Origin of the sequence: Devosia sp. Root685, from assembly GCF_001427875.1 — a bacterium.
Classification (GTDB): Bacteria; Pseudomonadota; Alphaproteobacteria; order Rhizobiales; family Devosiaceae; genus Devosia.
The window spans coordinates 470,637-488,393 of sequence record NZ_LMHK01000003.1 but is presented as its reverse complement, the minus strand read 5'-3'; the positions used below and the strand labels follow the sequence as shown (position 1 = coordinate 488,393).

Below are 17,757 nucleotides of genomic sequence, written 5' to 3'. Positions count from 1 at the left end.
CGTGCACCCATCGAAAGTCTTAACAACTTCCACCGGAGTAAACCCCAGCTTCAGTTCGCAAGAACCTCGCCGTCCACGTTTCTCTTTCTTCAATCTTCACAATGTCAAAGAGCTGACCTTACATCCCTGAAAGGGAGAACGTCGTCGGAGCATAACTCCAGATTTCAAAACCCAACCAGAAGCAACTTTCCCCCGGCCTAAACCGGCGTCATACCCGCCTTGTCAGATTGTAACACCAACAGTGGGAACAACTCTAAGTCATTCGCGTCGTCAGCGCCGCGGTATCTATGTCAGTCAAACCAACCTGTCAACCGCTTTTTTTCGATTTTCTTTTCGGTTCGTTTGGAACTTACCGAGGAGAATTTCGAAACCACATCTAAGTCAGATTGCTCTTTCTTTTCAGTGGCTTGCCGCAGTTCGCTGCGCCGTTTGGCGTCTCGCTCTGCAGCGGTGAGCGGGGTTATAGGGGTGACCTTTAGGGCTGTAAACCCCCCTTTCCGAAACTCGATGACATTTCTGTCGTTCTGGGTGGGTGGTGCTGTGGATATCTAGGTGCAAGTGCCGGGAAAACAAGGGGTTTGACCGGGTGGTCGATTTTTTGAGACGGTTCGCGGATCAGGATGGCAGGCCTGTGTAATTCTCGGCAAGGCTCTGCTGCGCCGCCACCGACCCGCTGAGATAGTCGAATTCGGCCCGCTGAATGCGCCGGCCAAAGGCGCCGGTTTCGGGGAATGTGTGGAGGAGAGAGGTCATCCACCAGGAAAAGCGCTCGGCTTTCCAGATGCGCTGCAGGACTTTTGCCGAATAGGCATCAATGCCGGCGGCTGATTTCTCGATTGTCGCTTCTATAAGGGCGTCGGCGAGGGTTGCGACGTCGCTCATAGCGAGGTTCAGGCCCTTGGCGCCGGTGGGCGGGACGATGTGCGCCGCGTCGCCGGCGAGGAAGAGGCGGCCAAAACGCAGGGGTTCGGCGACGAAGCTTCTTAGCGGCGCGATGGACTTCTCTATGGAAGGGCCGGTTTTGAGGGCTTCGGCGGTTTCGGGATTGAGGCGGAGACGCAGCTCGTCCCAGAAGCGGGTGTCGGACCAGTTTTTTGCGTTTTCGTCGGCCGGGACCTGCACGTAATAGCGGCTGCGCTTGGGGGAACGCTGGGAGCAGAGGGCGAAGCCGCGGGCGTGGTGGGCGTAGATCAGTTCGTCGGCAACGGGGGGTTGATCGACCAAAATGCCAAGCCAACCAAAGGGATAGACGCGTTCGAAGGTGGTCAGCGATTTTGCCGGGACGCTTTGGCGGCTGACGCCGTGAAAGCCGTCGCAGCCGGCGATGTAGTCGCAATCGATCCGGTGGGTGACCCCGTTCTGGCTGTAGGTGACGTAGGGATTGGCCCCATCGAAATCGTGGAGTTCGACGTCTTCGGCTTCATAGATGGTGGGGCTTTTCCGCGCATTCATGAGGTCGCGGGTGACTTCGGTCTGGCCATAGACCATGACGTGGCGGCCAATTAGGTTTGTAAAATGAACGCGATGGCGGTCGCCGTCGAAGCTGATGTCAATGCCGTGGTGGATGAGGCCTTCTTGATGCATGCGGGTGCCGGCCTCGGCGCGGTCCATCAGGTCCATGGTCCCCTGTTCCAGCACCCCTGCCCTGATACGGCCCAGGACATAGTCGGGGCTTTTGCGCTCGAGGATCACGGCGTCGACGCCGGCCAGTTCGAGAAGGCGGCCGAGCATCAGACCTGCTGGCCCGGCGCCGATAATGATAACATTGGTACGCAAAGTGTTCCCCTCTCGTTACCACCATCATCCGCGTTTCGGCGAATTGGTGAATGGACAGGGTGCGCAATGACTTGCACTATCCGAACATGAACACGATCCCCGTCTATGCGCTTTATGGCGAACAGGTCGCGAAAGAGGATTGGCTGCACTGGGAGACCATTCAGTCGCGCAGCCGGCTGCATGGCTACCGGATCGCGCCGCACCGGCATGAGCAGTTTTTTCAGGTGCTGCATGTCACCCATGGCTGGGCCGGGGTGACGCTCGACGATGGCAAGTTCGATATCCGCCGCCAGGGGGTAGTCGTGGTGCCGGCGCTGACGGTGCATGGCTTTGCGTTTAGCGATGACGTGGAGGGGATCGTCGTGACGCTGATGGAGCGCGACCTCAATGGGTTGGGGCTCGACTTGCCGGGGCCGATGGTTTTGGAGGGGCCATCGTTCGAGGTGGGCGAGGCGCTCGATCGGCTGACTGCCGAGGCGGACCGGCCGGGTGCGGAGCATGAGACGGCGATGCGAGCGCTGCTTACTTTACTCCTGGTGGCGCTGCAGCGGGCGCGGCACGAGAGCCGGCCGGGGCGTCCACTGGCGGACCGGGCGCTGCTTCACGCCAAGGCGTTTCGGGCGCTGGTCGATCAGCAGTTTCGGCAATCGCGAAAAATCGCGGACTATGCCCATCAACTCGGGGTCAGCCAGACGCATCTCAATCGGGTGAGCCGGGAGGTGCTGGGGGCTTCGGCGCTGGAGGTGATCGAGCGGCGGATCGCGCTCGAGGCGCGGCGGATGCTGCTGTTCTCGGCGCTGTCGATCAAGGAAATCGGGGCGGGGTTGGGTTATGAGGACCCGGCGTATTTTTCGCGGGTGCTTACACGGGTGCTTGGGATGTCGCCGGCGGCGTTTCGGAAAGAGGCGCTGGAGCGATAGGCCCTATCCTTGCAAAGAAGTCATCCCCGCGGAAGCGGGGATCTGCTGCTTGAAGACGAGATTCCCGCTTTCGCGGGAATGACGCTGTGGGTGGGTTAGATCGGGTAGTGAATATGCTCGGCGCCTTGCACGGTGATCCAGCGCAGTTCGGTGAACTCGGCAATGCCGGCTTTGCCACCGAAGCGGCCGTAGCCGGAGGCTTTGACGCCGCCGAAGGGCATTTGGGCTTCGTCGTGAACCGTCGGGCCGTTGATGTGGCAGATGCCGCTCTCGATGCGCGCGGCGACCGACATGGCCCGGGTGATGTCGCGGCCGAAGACGGCGGCGGCGAGGCCGTATTCGGTGTCGTTGGCGACGCGGATGGCTTCGTCGATCGTGCCGGTGCGGATGATGGCGACGACGGGACCAAAAGATTCGTCGCGATAGAGCTTCATGCCGGGGGTGACATTATCGACGACGGTCGCCTGCATGATGGTGCCTTCGATGCCGCCGCCGGCAACGACGCGGGCGCCCTTGGCTACGGCGTCCTTGATCAGGGCGTCGATGCGCTGCGCCGCAGAGAGATCGACGAGGCACCCGAGCGGGGTGTCGCCCTTTCGCGGGTCGCCGGCTTTGAGGGACGCGGCTTTGGTGGCGAGCGCGGCGACGAATTCATCGGCGATTTTGTCGTCGACGACCACGCGCTCGGTCGACATGCAGATCTGGCCCTGGTTCATGTAGGCGCCGAAGGCAGCGGCGGCGACAGCTTCGCCGATATCGGCGTCATCGAGAACGACAAAGGGGGCCTTGCCGCCGAGTTCGAGGAGCGCGGGTTTGAGATTGCGCGCGGCGACTTCGGCAATGTGGCGGCCGACGCGGGTTGAGCCGGTGAAATTGACGCGGCGCACGGCCTTGTGGGCGATGAGGGCTTCGACCAGTTCGGGCGCATCCGCCGGGGCGTTGGAGACGACATTGAGGACGCCCTTGGGGAGGCCGGCTTCGAACAGCGCATCGGCGATCAGCTTATGGGTGCGCGGGCAAATCTCGCTCGATTTGAAGACGACGGTATTGCCGCATGCGAGCGGGGTCGCCAGCGCGCGGACGCCGAGAATGACCGGGGCATTCCAGGGGGCGATGGAGAGCACGACGCCGGCGGCCTGGCGGATGCCATAGGCTGAGGAGCCGGGGCGGTTGGAGGGGATGATTTCGCCGGTGATTTGCGTCGTCAACGAGGCGGCTTCGCGCAGCATTTCTGAGGCGAGCATGACGTTGAAACCGGCCCAGCCGGCGGTTGCGCCGGTTTCTTCGCCCATGGCGGCGATGAATTCGGGGGCTTTGGCGGCGAGTTTGTCGGCGGCGGCGAGGAGGATTTTGCGGCGGGCGCCGGGGCCGGTGCGGCTCCATTCGGGGAAGGCGGCAGCGGCGGCATCGGCGGCGCGCAACGCATCGTCCACCGTGGCGGCGGCGGCGCGGGTGGCCAATTCGCCTGACATGGGATTGTTGCGGGCAAAGGTTGCCCCGCCGGTGGCTTGGACTTCCTCGTTATTGATGAGCAGGCCGAGATCGGTCATGTGGGGTCTCCGATGTGGTGGTTCGTTTTAGACAGGATGATGTAGGGCGAGGGGCTCCACCCCCTCCCAGCCTCCCCCATCAAGGGGGAGGTGTCGGGCTGGTGATTGGGGAAAGAGGCGTGCCCGAAACTCGATCTGCACCTCCCCCTTGATGGGGGAGGTTGGGAGGGGGTGATGGCGAGAGCAGTATTCGCCGTTCGCCTCGCGCTCAATGACATCGTGGGTGGGTAGGGAAAGAGCGTCATGCCACCGCCCCCAAAAATGCGCGTTGCACGGCGGGGTCGGCGCGGAGGGTTTCGGCCGTCCCTGCCCCGGTGATGCGGCCGGCTTCCATGAGGTAGCCGCGTTGGGCGATGGCGAGGGAAGCCTTCACATTCTGTTCGACGACCAGCATGGCGATGCCGGTTGCACTGATGCGGCCGAGGGCCAAGAAGAGTTCTGAGGTGACGATGGGGGCGAGGCCTAGGCTCGGTTCGTCGAGCATCAGGAGTTTTGGGCAGCTCATGAGGGCGCGGCCGATGGCGACCATTTGTTGTTCGCCGCCAGACATGGTGCGGGCGATCTGGCTTTGGCGTTCGGCGAGGCGCGGGAAGAGGTCGAGGACCAGGTCGCGCTGGCGCTTTTCGTGGGGGCGCGCATGGGGCGGGTGGGCGCCGAGCTGGAGGTTTTCGGCGACGGTGAGATCGCCAAAAATGCCGCGGCCTTCGGGGACGAGGGCAATGCCCAATTCAGGAAAATCGTGGGCAGGGCGACCGAGGACGGCTTTACCCTCGAAGGTGAGATCGGCGCCTGGTTCGGGGCGGACGAGGCCGGCGAGGACTTTTAGGAGCGAAGATTTTCCCGCGCCGTTGGCGCCGAGGACGACGACGGTTTCGTTGTTGGCGATGGAGATGCCGACGCCGCTAAGGGCGAGGTGTTTGCCGTAGCGGAGCGCTGCATTGGTCAGGTCAAGCATGGTCGTCTCCGAGATAGGCGCGGATGACGGCTTTGTCGGAGAGGACATCGGCGGTTGGACCATCGGCGAGGCGCGCGCCCGTGTTCATGACGATGCAGCGAGAGCAGAGCGCCCGCACCGCATCCATAACGTGTTCGACGAGCAGAATTGTGATGCCGCTTTGTCGCAGGCGAGTGATGAGGTCGATGCCGGCGCGGAGTTCGGTCGGGTTGAGGCCGGCAAGCCATTCATCGAGCAGCAGCAGTTTGGGCTCTGTGGCGAGAGCGCGGGCCAGTTCCATGCGCTTGAGGTCGATATAGGTGAGATTGCTGGCTTGGTCGTGTTGGCGGCCGGCGAGGCCGACGTTTTCGAGCAGGGCGCCTATCTTTGCTTCGGCCTCGCTGCCCCAGAGCGGGTCTTTGCGGAAGGCTAAGGCGGCAAGGACGTTTTCGCCGACTGTAAGGGATGGCAACGCGCGGACCAATTGGAAAGTACGGGCGACGCCACGATGAGCGATGCGTTCGGGCCCGAGAGTGCTGATGGTTGTGCCTTCAAGCGCGATGGTGCCTGAAGTGAGCGGCAGATAGCCCGAGATCATATTGAGCGCCGTGGTCTTGCCGGAGCCATTGGGGCCGAGGAGGCCGACGGTTTCGCCGGCATTGATCGCGAAGGTGAGACCATTGACCGCGGTGAGGCCGCCAAAGCGCTTGGTGACATTGGAGAGAGTGAGAAGGCTCATGCACGGGCCTCCTTGTTCTTGAGGCGGGCGGCAAACTTGTCCCATGCGGCGAGGACGCCATTGGGGAGGAGGAAGACGATGGCGATGAAAAGCAGGCCCAGAATGATGGAATAGTGATTGGGGAAATTGGCCGAGAGCCATTCGAAGAGAAGGAAGAGTGGCACGGCACCAAGGAGCGGGCCGAAGAGACGGTTGGGGCCGCCGAGGAGGGCCATGATGACGGTGAGGAAACTCACGGTGGGATTAAAGACGATGGAGGGCTCGATATAGGTCCAGCGGGGGGCCTGGATGGCGCCGGCTAGGGTCATGACCACGGCGCTTAAAGAGAAGAGCGCGAGTTTGGTGCGGGTGATGCCTATGCCGAGATGGGAGGCGACGACGGGATCGTCGCCAATGACGCGCAGGGCAAGGCCGATCTTGGCACGGCTGATCCAGAAGGCCAGCGCCAGGGTGATCGCGAGGAGGCCGAGGAGCTGCCAATAGATGTGTTCGGGGCCGATGGGCAGGAACACATAGCGGCCGAGGGTGCGGGTGACGTTGACCTCATAGTAGGTGACGAGCTGGCGCACGAGTTCGGCGAGGCCGAAGGTGAAGATGACAAAATAGATGCCGGCGAGGCGCAGGGTGGCGAGGCCGACGAGGATGGCAACGACAAGACCGATCAGCGCGGCGCAAAGGAGCACCAGCGGATAGGGCATGAGGTCAGCAAGGACCGCGACCGTATAGGCGCCGATGCCGAAGAAGGCGACGGTGGCGAGGGATATGTAGCGCGTGGGACCGGAGAAGAGTGCCCAGGCCGTGGCGAGGACGCCATAGCCCAGAATGCCGATGCCCAGGCCGAGCGGATAGGCGCCGACGAAGAAGGGAACCGCCGCGAGAGCGACAAGCGCGAGGAGCGAGACCAAAACAATCATCGGGCGGGTTTTCCGAAGAGGCCCTGTGGCCGGACGACGAGCACGGCGAGGAAGATGAGATAGGTGGCGGCCAGCGTCAGGCCGGGATCGATGAAGCTCGAAACGAGGGTTTCGACGACGCCGAGAATGAGGCCGGCGGCGAGCGCGCCGAGGAGATTGCCGACGCCGCCCATGATGACGACGATCAGCGCCTTCATGGTGAAGACAACGCCCATGGTGGCGGAAAAGGTCAGATACATGGAGACGACGACGCCGCCGGCTGCCGCAAGGCCACCGCCCAAAGCAAAAGCGAGGCGAGCGACGTGATCGACATTGATGCCGACCAGAGGCGCCGAGCCGGGATTGGCGGCGACGGCGCGAATGACGGTGCCAAAACGGGTGCGGGTGAGGAGGAGCCAGAGGCCGGTGCCGAAGAGGACGGCGAGGGCGAAGGCGAGGAGGCGGTTGGCGGCAATGGTGGTGCCGAACACATCGATGGGGACGGCGAGGAAAGAGTAGCTTTGGTAATTGGCGCCGAAGAGGACGAGCGCGACGCCCTGGATGACGAAGAGGAGGCCGAAGGTTGCGAGGATGCTATCGCCTTCGAGACGGTCGCGATTGGGTGAGCGGCGGGCGAGTGGCTGCAGCATCAGGGCATAAATGAGCCAGCTCAGGGCGAAGCCTGATGGCACCACTATAAAGAGAGCGAGAAGCGGGTTGATGCCCGCAGCGGTGAACAGGAGCATGGCGCCAAAGCTGCCGGCGATGATGAGATCGCCATAGGCCAGGTTCATGATGCGGGCGACGCCGTATTGGAGGGTCAGGCCCATGGCGATGAGCGCATAGGTGCCGCCGAGGACGAGGCCGGTGAGGATGGCGCTGAAGAGCATTTTTGCTCCTGAATAGAGTGGGGGCGGTCGAGGGGGCCGGTGTCTGCCGACACCCCCTCCCTCCTCCCCCATCTAGGGGGAGGTGTTGCATCGAGTATGAGGCACTATCTTTCGTCGCACACTATCCCTGCACCTCCCCCTTGATGGGGGAGGATGGGAGGGGGTGTCTTTCCTTAGCTCGCAGGAACCCAGGCCGGCTTTGGCACCACCGGTTCGCGGCTGGCGTCGCGTTCGGTGTGGGCGAGGCCGACGAATTTGCCGTCTTGCCACTGGCCGACTGTCCACAAAGCGCGGAGCTGGTTGTCGACGAGTTTGACCTTGCCGAGGATCGTGTCGAATTCGCCGGAGGCGATTTCGGCTGAGACGGCGGCCTTGTCGAGATCGCCGACGCGGGTGATGGCTTGGCCCAAAATTTCGAGGCTGGCATAGGTGACGGCGCTGGCCCAGCTATCGGGGGCCTGGCCGATAAGGGCGGTGTGGCGCTCGAAGTAAGCAGCGATCGCATCGCTATCGGGGTCGATGCCGCCGACGCCCATGACGCCATTGTGGTTGGGACCGGCGACATTGGGATAGATCGGGAAAGCGGTGCCGACGCCGAGATAGAAGATTTTTGGGCTGAAATTGGCGACGACCGACTGCTGGGTCAGGGCGAACGTGTCGGGCGGATAGGAGAAGGCGACGAAGGTATCGACGCCGAGGCCGGAGACTTCATTGATGATGGGCGCGAAGTCGGAGGTGCCGAGGGGATAGGTCTTGTCGTAGACCAGTTCGAAGCCGGCAGCCTGGAAGGCTGGGGTTGCGGCTTTCGAGAGATCGATACCAAAGCCGTCGGCGACCGAGGCAATGGCGACCTTGTTGTTGATGGCGCCGGCGTCGCGTTGTTTGACGAGGAGATCGACCAGCGCATTGGCATAGTCGTGGCCGCCGCCGAGGAACCAGAAAGAGTTCTTCCAGCGCTGGGCCAGTTGCGGCGCCATGTCGGTGACGGCGGTGCCGGCAAGCTGGGGGAAGCCGAAACGGTCGAAGGTCGGGCCGGCGGCAAGGTTGGAGCCGGTGCCCCAGCTTGGCAGGATGAAATCGACATTGTCCTGCGTTGCCAGGCGCTCGATGGCCCTGACGGTTTCTTCGGCGGAGGAGCGATCGTCATATTCGGTGACTTCGAGGGGCAGCGTGACGCCGAGTTTTGAGAGCTCGAGGCCACCGGCCTTGTTCACGTCATCGACCCAGAGAAGATAATTGGGAATGGTGGAGATGCCGGCGCCGCCGGCATTGGCGCCGGTTTTCGAGACGGCGTAGCCGATGCGGATGGCGGTGCGGTCCTGCGCGAAAGTGGGCAGGCTGGCGAGAGCCGTGGCCAGCGCGCCTGATCCCATGGCCTGAAGCAGCGTTCTACGAGACAGAGTCGTCATGTCGTCCTCCCATGCCCGACAGTGCGGGCCTTCCCAAAAATTCGGTTCCGACCCCCTGCTTTGCGCAGTTTTGGGTGTCCGGTTCCGACCCTATTGAAACGCTAGGCCGGGCTCGACCCGAGTGAAATGGACAAAACTGAGAGAGTTTTGTATTTTTACTGGCATTTTGGGGGAGATGGACGTGCATCAGACAATGGCGCAGGGCGCGCGGGTCGAGGGGCCGGATGTCGAAGTGACGGACCTGACGGGCAGTCTTACGCCATCGGAGTGGCGTTTTGCCGGGGATCGGACGCGGCGCTCGGCGCATGGATTTTTGCTCGATGCCGGCATGGGCGAGGTGTGGTTGGGGCAGAATGGCACGACGGTGCGGGGGCCGTGCGTGATCTGGTTGCCGGGGGGCGTCGAGGGGCAGGTACGGCTCGAGGCAGGCGCGCGCGGGGCAATGCTGAGCGTTTCGGACGGCGCGCTGGCGCGGGTGGTGCCGGCCACCGCCATTGCCGGGCCGCTGCGCGAGGGAATGGAGCGGCCACTGCTCGGCGTACCGCTGGAGGGCAAGGCGGCGCGGGCGATTGGCGCTGATATTGCGGGGTTGAGCGCGGAGCTGTTTGACGATCTGCCGGGAATGCGCGAGGCGGTGATGAGCCGGCTATGCCTCGTGCTTATTGCATTCTGGCGCTTGGGCGGCGGGGGGACGCGGCCAGCGCAGAGCTCGCCGCGCATGCTGGTGCAGGGCTTTTTGCAACTGGTGGAGCTTAATGCGCGGCGGCATTGGCGGGTGGCCGACTATGCCGCTGCCATGGGGATCACCACGGACCGGCTGAATACGGCGATCAAGCGGGCGAGCGGGGTGACGCCGCTGGACCTGGTGCATCGGCGGTTGCTGGAGGATGCGGAGGCGCTATTGGAGCGATCCTCTATGCAGGTTGGCGAAGTGGCCGACGCGCTGGGGTTTCGCGATGCGGGCTATTTCAGCCGGTTCTTTTCGCAGCGGAAGGGCATTTCGCCGGGGCGGTTTCGGCAGCAGGCGGCGCAGCGGCAAGGGCGGCGCGACGGGTCTTATGCGGCCTGGCCGTAAAATGCGCACTGAGGCAAACTGTAGTAATGCCCACCGAAAAACTATGCCTAAATTAACAATTTGGGCAGAGCATCGGCACACCAACACGAGGTGCCTTGATGTTGAAGTTGCTGGATTGCATTGTATTAGAGCATGACACAGTAACATTCCTGCTGGCGGCCACGATTTGCTTTTCCTCGATGCAGGTCATGTTTCTGCTGCTGCGGCGGCTTGATGAATGCGCCGAGGCACGCAAGCCCCTTTGGCTGATCGGGGCGGCGGGTGTCGGCGGCCTTGGCATCTGGGCCACCCATTTTGTCGCCATGCTGGCCTATCAGGGATCGGTCACGGCCAATTTCGACTGGCTGGTGACCTCGATTTCGGCGCTGGTCGCGGTGGGCGGCGTGCTCGAAAGCCTGCGGCTCTTCGGCCGGAACACGCGGACAGGCCTGATCCTGGCGGCCGTGGTGCTGGCGGGTACCGTGGCGGCCATGCATTTCCTGGGCATGATGGCCATGCGTGGGCTGATCCGGGAGGGCTATGATTATGCGCTGCTGATCGGGGCCGCCACGTTCGCGATCGGCGCCTTCGCGCTGGCCTTTGCCGGACAGCGGAGCGGAATCCGGGGCCTGCGGCAGGTGGTGCCCGGCCTTCTCGTTGCCGCCGGCATCGTGGTGCTGCACTTCGGCGACGTGGCCGCGGTCAGTTTTGCGCTCGATCCCAGCGTTTTGGCGCATGGGGGAGACGAGGCGAACCGCGTCTGGCTGGTGGGCGCCATCTGCGCGATTGCCGCCATTTCGGCCTGCGGCAGTGTCGCCGCCGTGGTGCTCGACCGTTACCTCACCGACCTGCGCGGCATGACCGAGGCCTATATCGAGGGCGTCGCTATCGTGCGGGATAATCGCATCATCGATCTCAATGCGCGCTTTCGCGATATCGTCGCGTTCGATGGGCCGGTTTCGGCCATGACCGGCATGGACCCCGAAAAGCTGCTGCTACCGGCCGATGGGCAAAAGGTGCTGGGCGATCGTGAGGGGATCGCCGAGGCAACGCTGGTCGAGGGCCCGCAGGAGCGGAGCTTGGAATTTGCGGTTCGGACCGTAGAATATCGCGGGCGGCCGACGCAGGTGCTGGCGGTGCGCGACCTGACCGCCACACGGCAGGCGCAGCGCCAGATCGAACACCTTGCCAATCATGATCCCCTTACCGGGCTCGCCAATCGCACCTTGCTCAATCACAGTCTCCAACGGGCCATCGGTGTCGCCGGACGCGCCCACGCCTCGCTGGCGGTCCTGGCGCTGGATCTCGATCGCTTCAAGGCGGTGAACGATCTTTTCGGCCATAGCGCGGGCGACCAGGTGCTCAAAACCGTCGCCGCAATCCTGCGCGAATGCACCAATGACGTCGATACGGTGGCGCGGATCGGCGGCGACGAATTCATCATCGTGCAGGTTGGCCAGAGCCAGCCCAAGGCGGCCGAACAGCTGGCAAAAAGCATCCAGCGCGCCTTCCGCCGCGACTTTCACCCCCAGACCAATCCCATGTCGGTGGGGGTGAGCATCGGGGTGGCGCTTTTCCCCGATGACGGGGAAAACGGGGATGCGCTGCGCCATTGCGCCGATATCGCGCTTTATCGGGCGAAATCCACCGGCCGGGGTATTACGGCCCATTATTCGACCGAAATGGACCAGGAATTGCGGGACCGCCGGCAGATGGAGGCCGAACTGCGCCAGGCGGTGCGGCGCAAGCAATTGCGCACCGCGTTCCAGCCACTGGTCAAGGCCGAAACCGGCGCGATCGTCGGCTATGAGGCGCTGTTGCGCTGGCACCATCCGGAGCTGGGGGAAGTGCCGCCATCGGTCTTCATTCCCATTGCCGAGGAAAGCGGAGCCATCAACGCCATGGGCGAATGGGTGCTGCGCTCGGCCTGCCGGACGGCCGCGCAATGGCCGGACGAGCTGAGCGTTGCGGTCAATGTTTCGGCCGTGCAATTCCGCCGCCGCAATTTCGCCGATCGCGTCTTCGCGGTATTGCAGGAAACCGGCCTTGCCCCGGAGCGGCTCGAGCTTGAAATCACCGAATCCGTGCTGTTGCAGGACGAAGCGCTATCGCGCGAAATGCTGCATGCGCTGAAAACGCATGGCGTGCGGATCGTTATCGACGATTTTGGCACCGGCTACTCGTCGCTGAGCAATCTGCGGACCTTCCAGTTCGACAAGATCAAGATCGACCGCAGCTTCATTGCCGCGATGAGCGAGGACAAGCATGCCCGCGCCATCGTGCGTTCGATTGCCGATCTCGGGCGCAATATCAATGTTCCGGTGCTGGCGGAGGGCATCGAGAGCAAGGAGCAGCAGGACATGATCGCTGCCGATGGCTGCACCCATGCCCAGGGGTATTATTTTGGCCCCCCCAGCGAACTGGCCGAGACAAGGGTGGGCAATGTGGTGCCGCTCGATACGGCGAAGCGGCGGGCTTAGGGCTGACGCATCGGGGCACGCCCGCCCGGCAGACTTGCATACTCGCAATAGCCCTCATGGTGAGGTGCTTTGCAGAGCAAAGCCTCGAACCACGGGGGCGTGGCACTGCAACATTGGGGCACGCCCTCGTGGTTCGAGGCTACGCTACGCTGCGCACCTCACCATGAGGTCTACTTTGGCGTTGGCGCGACATGAATGACCTAGCGCAGGCCAGCCGCCACGTTACGGATGGCTTGCATCAGGGCGGTTGTGGCGAGGGTCGGGATGGTATCGGCGCGCGTCGTGAAACCGACCGGGCCCGTGGTTTCGCTGGTGTCGACGGGCAGAAGCGCCAGCTGGTTTTCTTCGACATCCTTGGCGACGACGCCTTCGGAGATGATCCAGATGGCGTCGGTTTGGCGCACGTAAGAGCGGCCGAAGGCGTTGGAGACGGTTTCGACTTCGTCACGGATATTGGTGATGCCATGGGCGAGCAGCATGCGATCGACATGGTGGCGGATGACGGCATCGGGCGTGGGCATCAGCACCTGAAAGGGCTCGATGAGGCCGAGGTTGAAGTCGGGCACGCCGAGCAGCGGATGGCCGGGGCGGACGACCATGACGACGCGCTCTGAATAGAGATGTTCGAAGGCAAGGCCGATCATGACATCGGGCTCGGCCATGCGGCCGATAACGAGATCGACGTCGCCGGTGCGTAAGAGGGACAGCAGATAATTGTTGGGGCCGGTGATGATGCGGGTGTGGACGCCGGGGTCTTCGGCGGTGAAACCTCTTACTGCCGTGGGAAGAATGCGGGCGGAGACGGTGGGGAGCGCGCCGATTTTTACGGTGGTCGCTTCGCCGCCGGAGCGGGCGGCGTCGATCCCCTGGCGCAGGGCGGCGATCGAGGTCGAGGCGTAGCGATAAAAGGTTTCCCCGAATGGGGTGAGGAAGAGTTTTCGGCGGGAGCGGTCGAAAAGGGCATTGCCTAAAAACTCTTCGAGCTCCTGCACGGTCTTGCTGGCGGCGGGCTGGGAGATGTTGAGGGCGTCGGCGGCGTTGACGACGCTACGGAGGCGGGCGACTTCGAGGAAGCAGGCGATGTGGCGCAATTTGATGCGCGGATCGATGATGCGTTGCGTCACAGACCTATCCTCCGGTTATGCGACTGGCCATTCCAAGCGCAATTTATGCGCTTATCTCAACAATCGATAATCGGACGGTTATAACACGTCCAGAGCTAATCATTTTACTTGGGGTTTTGGGCTGGTTACACCGAAGCTGAGAGGGAGGCCCCATGAACTTTGCTCGCATCAATGGCGTGCTGCTGCATTATCGTCTGGCGGGACCCGTGGGCGCGCCTGTGGTCGTGCTCGTCAATTCGCTCGGTACCGATGCGCGGATTTGGGACGGGGTGATTTCAAAGCTCGCCGGGCGCTATCGCGTGGTGTCCTATGACAAGCGCGGGCATGGGTTGAGCGATATTCCCGGCGGCGATTACGCGCTTGAGGATCATCTCGACGATCTTTTCGGGTTGACCGATCATCTGGGGATCGAGCGCTTTGCGCTGGCTGGGGTGTCGATCGGCGGGCTGATTACGCAGGGCGCGGCTTTGCGCGCGCCGGAGCGGCTGAGTGCTTTGGTGATCTGCAATTCGGCGGCGAAATCGGGCGATCGCGCTTTTTGGACGGCTCGGATGGAGGCGGTGCTCAGCAATGGCGTCGCCTCGATTGCCGATGGCATCATGGAGCGCTGGTTCAGCCCGAAATTTCGCGCGGAGCGGACCGAAGAGCTTGCCGGCTGGCGCAATATGTTTTTGCGGTGTGACGTAGCGGGCTATGCCGCGACTTGCGCCACGCTGCGCGATGCGGATCTGCGCGACCGGATCGGCGCGATCCGCCTGCCGGCGCTATTGGTGGCCGGGGAAGACGATCTCGCCATGCCGGCGGCGCAGGTTGAGGCCACTGCCAAAGCTATTGCCGGTGCGCGGTTCGAAAATTTCCCCGGTGTGGGACACATTCCATCCATCGAGGCGCCGGAAAAGCTGGCGGATTTGATGACAGAGTTTTTCAAGGAGGCCGGTCATGGCTGAGACGACGCTTTATGAGCGGGGCATGGCGACGCGCCGCTCGGTTTTGGGCAATAAGCATGTGGACAATGCCTCGGCCAAGATGACCGCGTTCGATAGTGATTTTCAGCAGTTTATTACTGAAGGCGCCTGGGGCTCGGTGTGGTCGCGGCCGGGGCTGAGCAAACGCGAGCGCTCGATGATCACGCTCGCGCTTCTGGCCGCCTTGGGCCATGATGAGGAAGTGGCGATGCATGTGCGCGCTACCGCCAATACGGGCGCGACGCCGGACGACATAAAAGAAGCGTTGCTGCATGTGGCGGTTTATGCCGGCGTGCCGGCGGCCAATCGGGCGTTCAAGATCGCTCGGGAAGAATTAGCGAAGCGTGGGGAGAGCGCAGCATGAGCGGCATTATTCTGCCCGGCGCCGATGGCGCTCTCTATCAGCGCGACCGCGCCTGGCACCCGGCGGCGGATACGCCGGGCTATAAGAGCACGACGTTTCGCGCACCAAAACATAGCCTGCTCGCCTTAGGACCGACCAAGTCGGAAATGAGCGGGCCGACGTTTGGCCACGAAAAGCTCGGGGCGCTCGACAACGATCTGATCCGCAATTTCAGCCAGGATGGCACCGAGGCCATCGGGCAGCGGATGATTGTTTATGGTCAGGTGCTCGACGAGAACGCGCGGGCTGTGCCGGGCACGCTGGTGGAATTCTGGCAGGCCAATGCCGGGGGGCGTTATCGGCACAAGAAGGAAGCGTATCTGGCCGCGCTTGATCCCAATTTTGCCGGCTTTGGACGCGCGGTGACCGACGAGAACGGGTTTTATTCGTTCCGCACGGTCAAGCCCGGCGCCTATCCCTGGCCCAATGGCGGCAATGACTGGCGGCCGGCACATATCCATTTTTCGGTTTTCGGCCACGCCTTTGCGCAAAGGTTGATTACGCAGATGTATTTCGAGGGTGACCCGATGATCTGGCAATGCCCGATCGTGGCGACGATCAACGACAAGGCGGCGATCGACCAGCTGACGGCGCGGCTTGACCGGCACAATACGACGCCGATGGACGCCCTGGCCTATCGCTTCGATATCGTCTTGCGCGGACGGCGCTCGACCATGTTTGAAAATAAACTGGAGGGGAACTGATGTTGCATCCCGTTCCGAGGTTGAAGGAAAGCCCGTCGCAGACGGCGGGCCCCTATGTGCATATCGGCATGACGCCGAATTTTTGCGACCTGCCGGGGGTTTATGCCGCCGATATGGGGTCGACGATGATCAATGGCGATGTCGAGGGGGAGCGGATTACGCTCAACATTCGGCTGATCGATGGGGCGGGTGTGCCGCTCAGCGATGGTCTCATTGAGATTTGGCAGGCGGATGCGAGCGGCAGCTTTGTGGCGCCGGGTTCCGATTCGGTGCCGGCCTTTACGGGCTGGGGGCGGCAGGCTTCGAACGCCGATGGCGTTACCATTTTCGAGACGATCAAGCCGGGGCGCGTCGCGGGGCCGGATGGCAAGCCTATGGCGCCACATGTGTCGCTGTGGATCGTGGCGCGCGGCATCAATATCGGGCTGCAGACGCGGCTTTATTTTGAGGATGAAGCCGAGGCCAACGAGGGCGACTTTGTGCTCAACAAGATCATGGACAAGCGCCGGCGGCAGACGCTGATTGCGCGGAAGGAAGCCGGGGCGCGGTATGTGCTCGATATCCATCTCCAGGGGGAGAAGGAGACGGTGTTTTTTGATATCTAGGTTTTGGGGGTGGCGCTTGTGGCTCCACCCCCTCCCTCCTCCCCCATCAAGGGGGAGGTGACAGATCGAGTGTGAGGCCAGACCTCGCCCAAGCCACCAGCCCCAACCGAATTCGCTATGGCGAATTCGGTGACACCTCCCCCTTGATGGGGGAGGCTGGGAGGGGGTGACGGCAATAACCGCGAGCCGAACGGAACAAGATGTCCCTCCTCTCTGCCCTTGCCGGCGATCCTGAAATCGAAGCGCTCCTTTCGGACCAAGCGCAGCTGGGGGCCATGCTGGCGTTTGAGCGGGCGCTGGCGGAGGCGAGTGCGGAGTGCGGGTTTGTCTCGAGCGCGGCGGCAAGCGCCATTGCGGCGGCGACGGAGAATTTTGAACTCGATTGGCCCAAATTGAATGCGGGCATGGCGCGGGATGGCGTGGTCGTGCCGGCGCTGGTGCGGCAACTGCGGTTGCATCTGGCTGAAGAGCACCGCCCTGCCCTCCACAAAGGCGCGACCAGCCAGGATGTTATCGATACGGCACTGATGCTGCAGGTCGCAAAGGTGTTCGGGGTCTATGAGACGCGGCTTTCGACGGTATTAGCGGGGCTTGAAGAACTGGCGCATGTTTATGGCGACAGGCCGCTGATGGCGCATACGCGCATGCAGGTGGCACTGCCGACGACATGGGGCGCAAAACTGGCAAGCTGGGGCGAGCCTTTGCAGCGGCATCTGCGGGCGCTGGCCGGAATGCGGCGCAGCCTGCTGGTCATTCAACTTGGCGGACCCGTTGGGGATCGCGGGAGTTTTGAGGGATTTGGCGATGCGATTGCTGCGGGGATGGCCAAGCGGCTCGATCTGGGGCTGGCGACGCCATGGCAGGCGCAGCGTGATCCGATTGTGGCGCTGGGGAACCTCTTGGCGCTGATTGCCGGGACGCTGGGGAAGATCGGCATGGATGTGACGCTTTTGGCGCAGAACGAGGTGGCGGCGGTGACGCTGGCGGGTGGCGGCGGGTCTTCGGCCATGGCGCACAAGTCCAATCCGGTGAATGCGGAAGTGCTGGTGGCGCTGGCGCGGCAGGTGGCGGGGCTTTCGGGCACGCTCAACCAGTCGCTGGTGCATGAAAATGAGCGCTCGGGGGCGGCCTGGACGCTCGAATGGCTGACATTGCCGGCGATGCTGGTGTCAACGGGGGCGAGCTTGCGGCTGGCGGGGAAATTGGTCGAGCAGATCAGGATTGCGCCCCCTAAGACCTGAGCTTGTCGAAGGGCGAGGCTGGGGGCGCTGACGCTTGGGTGCCACGCCCCAGTGGTTCGAGGCTACGCTA

Annotated in this window: 16 protein-coding genes; 8 read left to right on the top strand and 8 right to left on the bottom strand. The window is 63.0% G+C overall.

Going from position 1 to position 17,757, the window contains the following annotated elements; genetic code table 11:
- Nucleotides 1-615 precede the first annotated feature (615 nt).
- A complete protein-coding gene (gene pobA, locus ASD83_RS17460; RefSeq protein ID WP_056313273.1) occupies nucleotides 616-1,776 on the bottom strand; it encodes a 4-hydroxybenzoate 3-monooxygenase in 1,161 nt (386 codons plus the stop codon).
- A gap of 50 nt (nucleotides 1,777-1,826) precedes the next feature.
- Here pobA and ASD83_RS17455 point away from each other — a divergent pair, with 50 nt between their 5' ends.
- Complete coding sequence (locus tag ASD83_RS17455) at nucleotides 1,827-2,696, top strand: helix-turn-helix domain-containing protein (RefSeq protein ID WP_244489222.1); 870 nt, start codon at nucleotides 1,827-1,829, stop codon at nucleotides 2,694-2,696.
- 95 nt (nucleotides 2,697-2,791) lie between these two features.
- Here ASD83_RS17455 and ASD83_RS17450 read toward each other — a convergent pair whose 3' ends face one another.
- From ASD83_RS17450 to ASD83_RS17425, 6 genes are all read right to left on the bottom strand, one after another.
- Complete coding sequence (locus tag ASD83_RS17450; RefSeq protein WP_056313271.1) at nucleotides 2,792-4,246, bottom strand: aldehyde dehydrogenase; 1,455 nt, start codon at nucleotides 4,244-4,246, stop codon at nucleotides 2,792-2,794.
- 241 nt (nucleotides 4,247-4,487) lie between these two features.
- Complete coding sequence (locus ASD83_RS17445; protein WP_056313269.1) at nucleotides 4,488-5,201, bottom strand: ABC transporter ATP-binding protein; 714 nt, start codon at nucleotides 5,199-5,201, stop codon at nucleotides 4,488-4,490.
- Nucleotides 5,194-5,919, bottom strand: a complete 726-nt coding sequence (locus ASD83_RS17440) for an ABC transporter ATP-binding protein (RefSeq protein ID WP_056313266.1) — start codon at nucleotides 5,917-5,919, stop codon at nucleotides 5,194-5,196. The genes ASD83_RS17445 and ASD83_RS17440 overlap by 8 nt, the downstream gene beginning before the upstream one ends.
- Nucleotides 5,916-6,833, bottom strand: coding sequence for a branched-chain amino acid ABC transporter permease (locus ASD83_RS17435; RefSeq protein ID WP_056313264.1), 918 nt, complete (start codon nucleotides 6,831-6,833; stop codon nucleotides 5,916-5,918). Before ASD83_RS17435 ends, ASD83_RS17440 begins: the two co-directional genes overlap by 4 nt.
- The gene (locus ASD83_RS17430) at nucleotides 6,830-7,702 is read right to left on the bottom strand and encodes a branched-chain amino acid ABC transporter permease (protein WP_056313261.1); all 873 of its coding nucleotides are present in this window, start codon (nucleotides 7,700-7,702) and stop codon (nucleotides 6,830-6,832) included. The genes ASD83_RS17435 and ASD83_RS17430 overlap by 4 nt, the downstream gene beginning before the upstream one ends.
- Before the next feature lie 173 nt (nucleotides 7,703-7,875).
- Nucleotides 7,876-9,111: an amino acid ABC transporter substrate-binding protein gene (locus ASD83_RS17425; RefSeq protein WP_056313259.1), complete on the bottom strand. Its 1,236-nt coding sequence runs from the start codon at nucleotides 9,109-9,111 to the stop codon at nucleotides 7,876-7,878.
- 181 nt (nucleotides 9,112-9,292) lie between these two features.
- Here ASD83_RS17425 and ASD83_RS17420 point away from each other — a divergent pair, with 181 nt between their 5' ends.
- A complete protein-coding gene (locus tag ASD83_RS17420; RefSeq protein WP_162249187.1) occupies nucleotides 9,293-10,186 on the top strand; it encodes a helix-turn-helix domain-containing protein in 894 nt (297 codons plus the stop codon).
- 98 nt (nucleotides 10,187-10,284) lie between these two features.
- Nucleotides 10,285-12,645 carry an EAL domain-containing protein gene (locus ASD83_RS17415; protein WP_082561306.1) on the top strand — a complete coding sequence of 787 codons (2,361 nt, stop codon included), beginning with the start codon at nucleotides 10,285-10,287 and terminating at the stop codon, nucleotides 12,643-12,645.
- A gap of 200 nt (nucleotides 12,646-12,845) precedes the next feature.
- Here ASD83_RS17415 and pcaQ read toward each other — a convergent pair whose 3' ends face one another.
- Nucleotides 12,846-13,769, bottom strand: a complete 924-nt coding sequence (gene pcaQ, locus ASD83_RS17410; RefSeq protein WP_156386026.1) for a pca operon transcription factor PcaQ — start codon at nucleotides 13,767-13,769, stop codon at nucleotides 12,846-12,848.
- Between the two features lie 152 nt (nucleotides 13,770-13,921).
- Between pcaQ and pcaD the strand changes: the two genes are divergently transcribed.
- The 5 genes from pcaD (at nucleotide 13,922) to ASD83_RS17385 (ending at nucleotide 17,687) form a co-directional block, all read left to right on the top strand.
- The gene (gene pcaD, locus ASD83_RS17405) at nucleotides 13,922-14,716 is read left to right on the top strand and encodes a 3-oxoadipate enol-lactonase (RefSeq protein WP_056313253.1); all 795 of its coding nucleotides are present in this window, start codon (nucleotides 13,922-13,924) and stop codon (nucleotides 14,714-14,716) included.
- Nucleotides 14,709-15,098, top strand: a complete 390-nt coding sequence (gene pcaC / locus ASD83_RS17400; RefSeq protein ID WP_056313251.1) for a 4-carboxymuconolactone decarboxylase — start codon at nucleotides 14,709-14,711, stop codon at nucleotides 15,096-15,098. Before pcaD ends, pcaC begins: the two co-directional genes overlap by 8 nt.
- Nucleotides 15,095-15,841 carry a protocatechuate 3,4-dioxygenase subunit beta gene (gene pcaH / locus ASD83_RS17395; protein WP_056313250.1) on the top strand — a complete coding sequence of 249 codons (747 nt, stop codon included), beginning with the start codon at nucleotides 15,095-15,097 and terminating at the stop codon, nucleotides 15,839-15,841. Before pcaC ends, pcaH begins: the two co-directional genes overlap by 4 nt.
- Nucleotides 15,841-16,446, top strand: coding sequence for a protocatechuate 3,4-dioxygenase subunit alpha (gene pcaG / locus ASD83_RS17390; RefSeq protein ID WP_056313248.1), 606 nt, complete (start codon nucleotides 15,841-15,843; stop codon nucleotides 16,444-16,446). Before pcaH ends, pcaG begins: the two co-directional genes overlap by 1 nt.
- Before the next feature lie 200 nt (nucleotides 16,447-16,646).
- Nucleotides 16,647-17,687 carry a 3-carboxy-cis,cis-muconate cycloisomerase gene (locus ASD83_RS17385; protein WP_056313246.1) on the top strand — a complete coding sequence of 347 codons (1,041 nt, stop codon included), beginning with the start codon at nucleotides 16,647-16,649 and terminating at the stop codon, nucleotides 17,685-17,687.
- Nucleotides 17,688-17,757: the final 70 nt, after the last annotated feature.

Bases quoted from the DNA above. Each gene is read 5' to 3' on its own strand.
- ASD83_RS17455 (WP_244489222.1), top strand. From the start codon at position 1,827: ATGGACAGGGTGCGCAATGACTTGCACTATCCGAACATGAACACGATC.
- ASD83_RS17450 (WP_056313271.1), bottom strand. From the start codon at position 4,246: ATGACCGATCTCGGCCTGCTCATCAATAACGAGGAAGTCCAAGCCACC.
- ASD83_RS17445 (WP_056313269.1), bottom strand. From the start codon at position 5,201: ATGCTTGACCTGACCAATGCAGCGCTCCGCTACGGCAAACACCTCGCC.
- ASD83_RS17440 (WP_056313266.1), bottom strand. From the start codon at position 5,919: ATGAGCCTTCTCACTCTCTCCAATGTCACCAAGCGCTTTGGCGGCCTC.
- ASD83_RS17435 (WP_056313264.1), bottom strand. From the start codon at position 6,833: ATGATTGTTTTGGTCTCGCTCCTCGCGCTTGTCGCTCTCGCGGCGGTT.
- ASD83_RS17430 (WP_056313261.1), bottom strand. From the start codon at position 7,702: ATGCTCTTCAGCGCCATCCTCACCGGCCTCGTCCTCGGCGGCACCTAT.
- ASD83_RS17425 (WP_056313259.1), bottom strand. From the start codon at position 9,111: ATGACGACTCTGTCTCGTAGAACGCTGCTTCAGGCCATGGGATCAGGC.
- ASD83_RS17415 (WP_082561306.1), top strand. From the start codon at position 10,285: ATGTTGAAGTTGCTGGATTGCATTGTATTAGAGCATGACACAGTAACA.
- pcaD (WP_056313253.1), top strand. From the start codon at position 13,922: ATGAACTTTGCTCGCATCAATGGCGTGCTGCTGCATTATCGTCTGGCG.
- pcaC (WP_056313251.1), top strand. From the start codon at position 14,709: ATGGCTGAGACGACGCTTTATGAGCGGGGCATGGCGACGCGCCGCTCG.
- pcaH (WP_056313250.1), top strand. From the start codon at position 15,095: ATGAGCGGCATTATTCTGCCCGGCGCCGATGGCGCTCTCTATCAGCGC.
- pcaG (WP_056313248.1), top strand. From the start codon at position 15,841: ATGTTGCATCCCGTTCCGAGGTTGAAGGAAAGCCCGTCGCAGACGGCG.
- ASD83_RS17385 (WP_056313246.1), top strand. From the start codon at position 16,647: ATGTCCCTCCTCTCTGCCCTTGCCGGCGATCCTGAAATCGAAGCGCTC.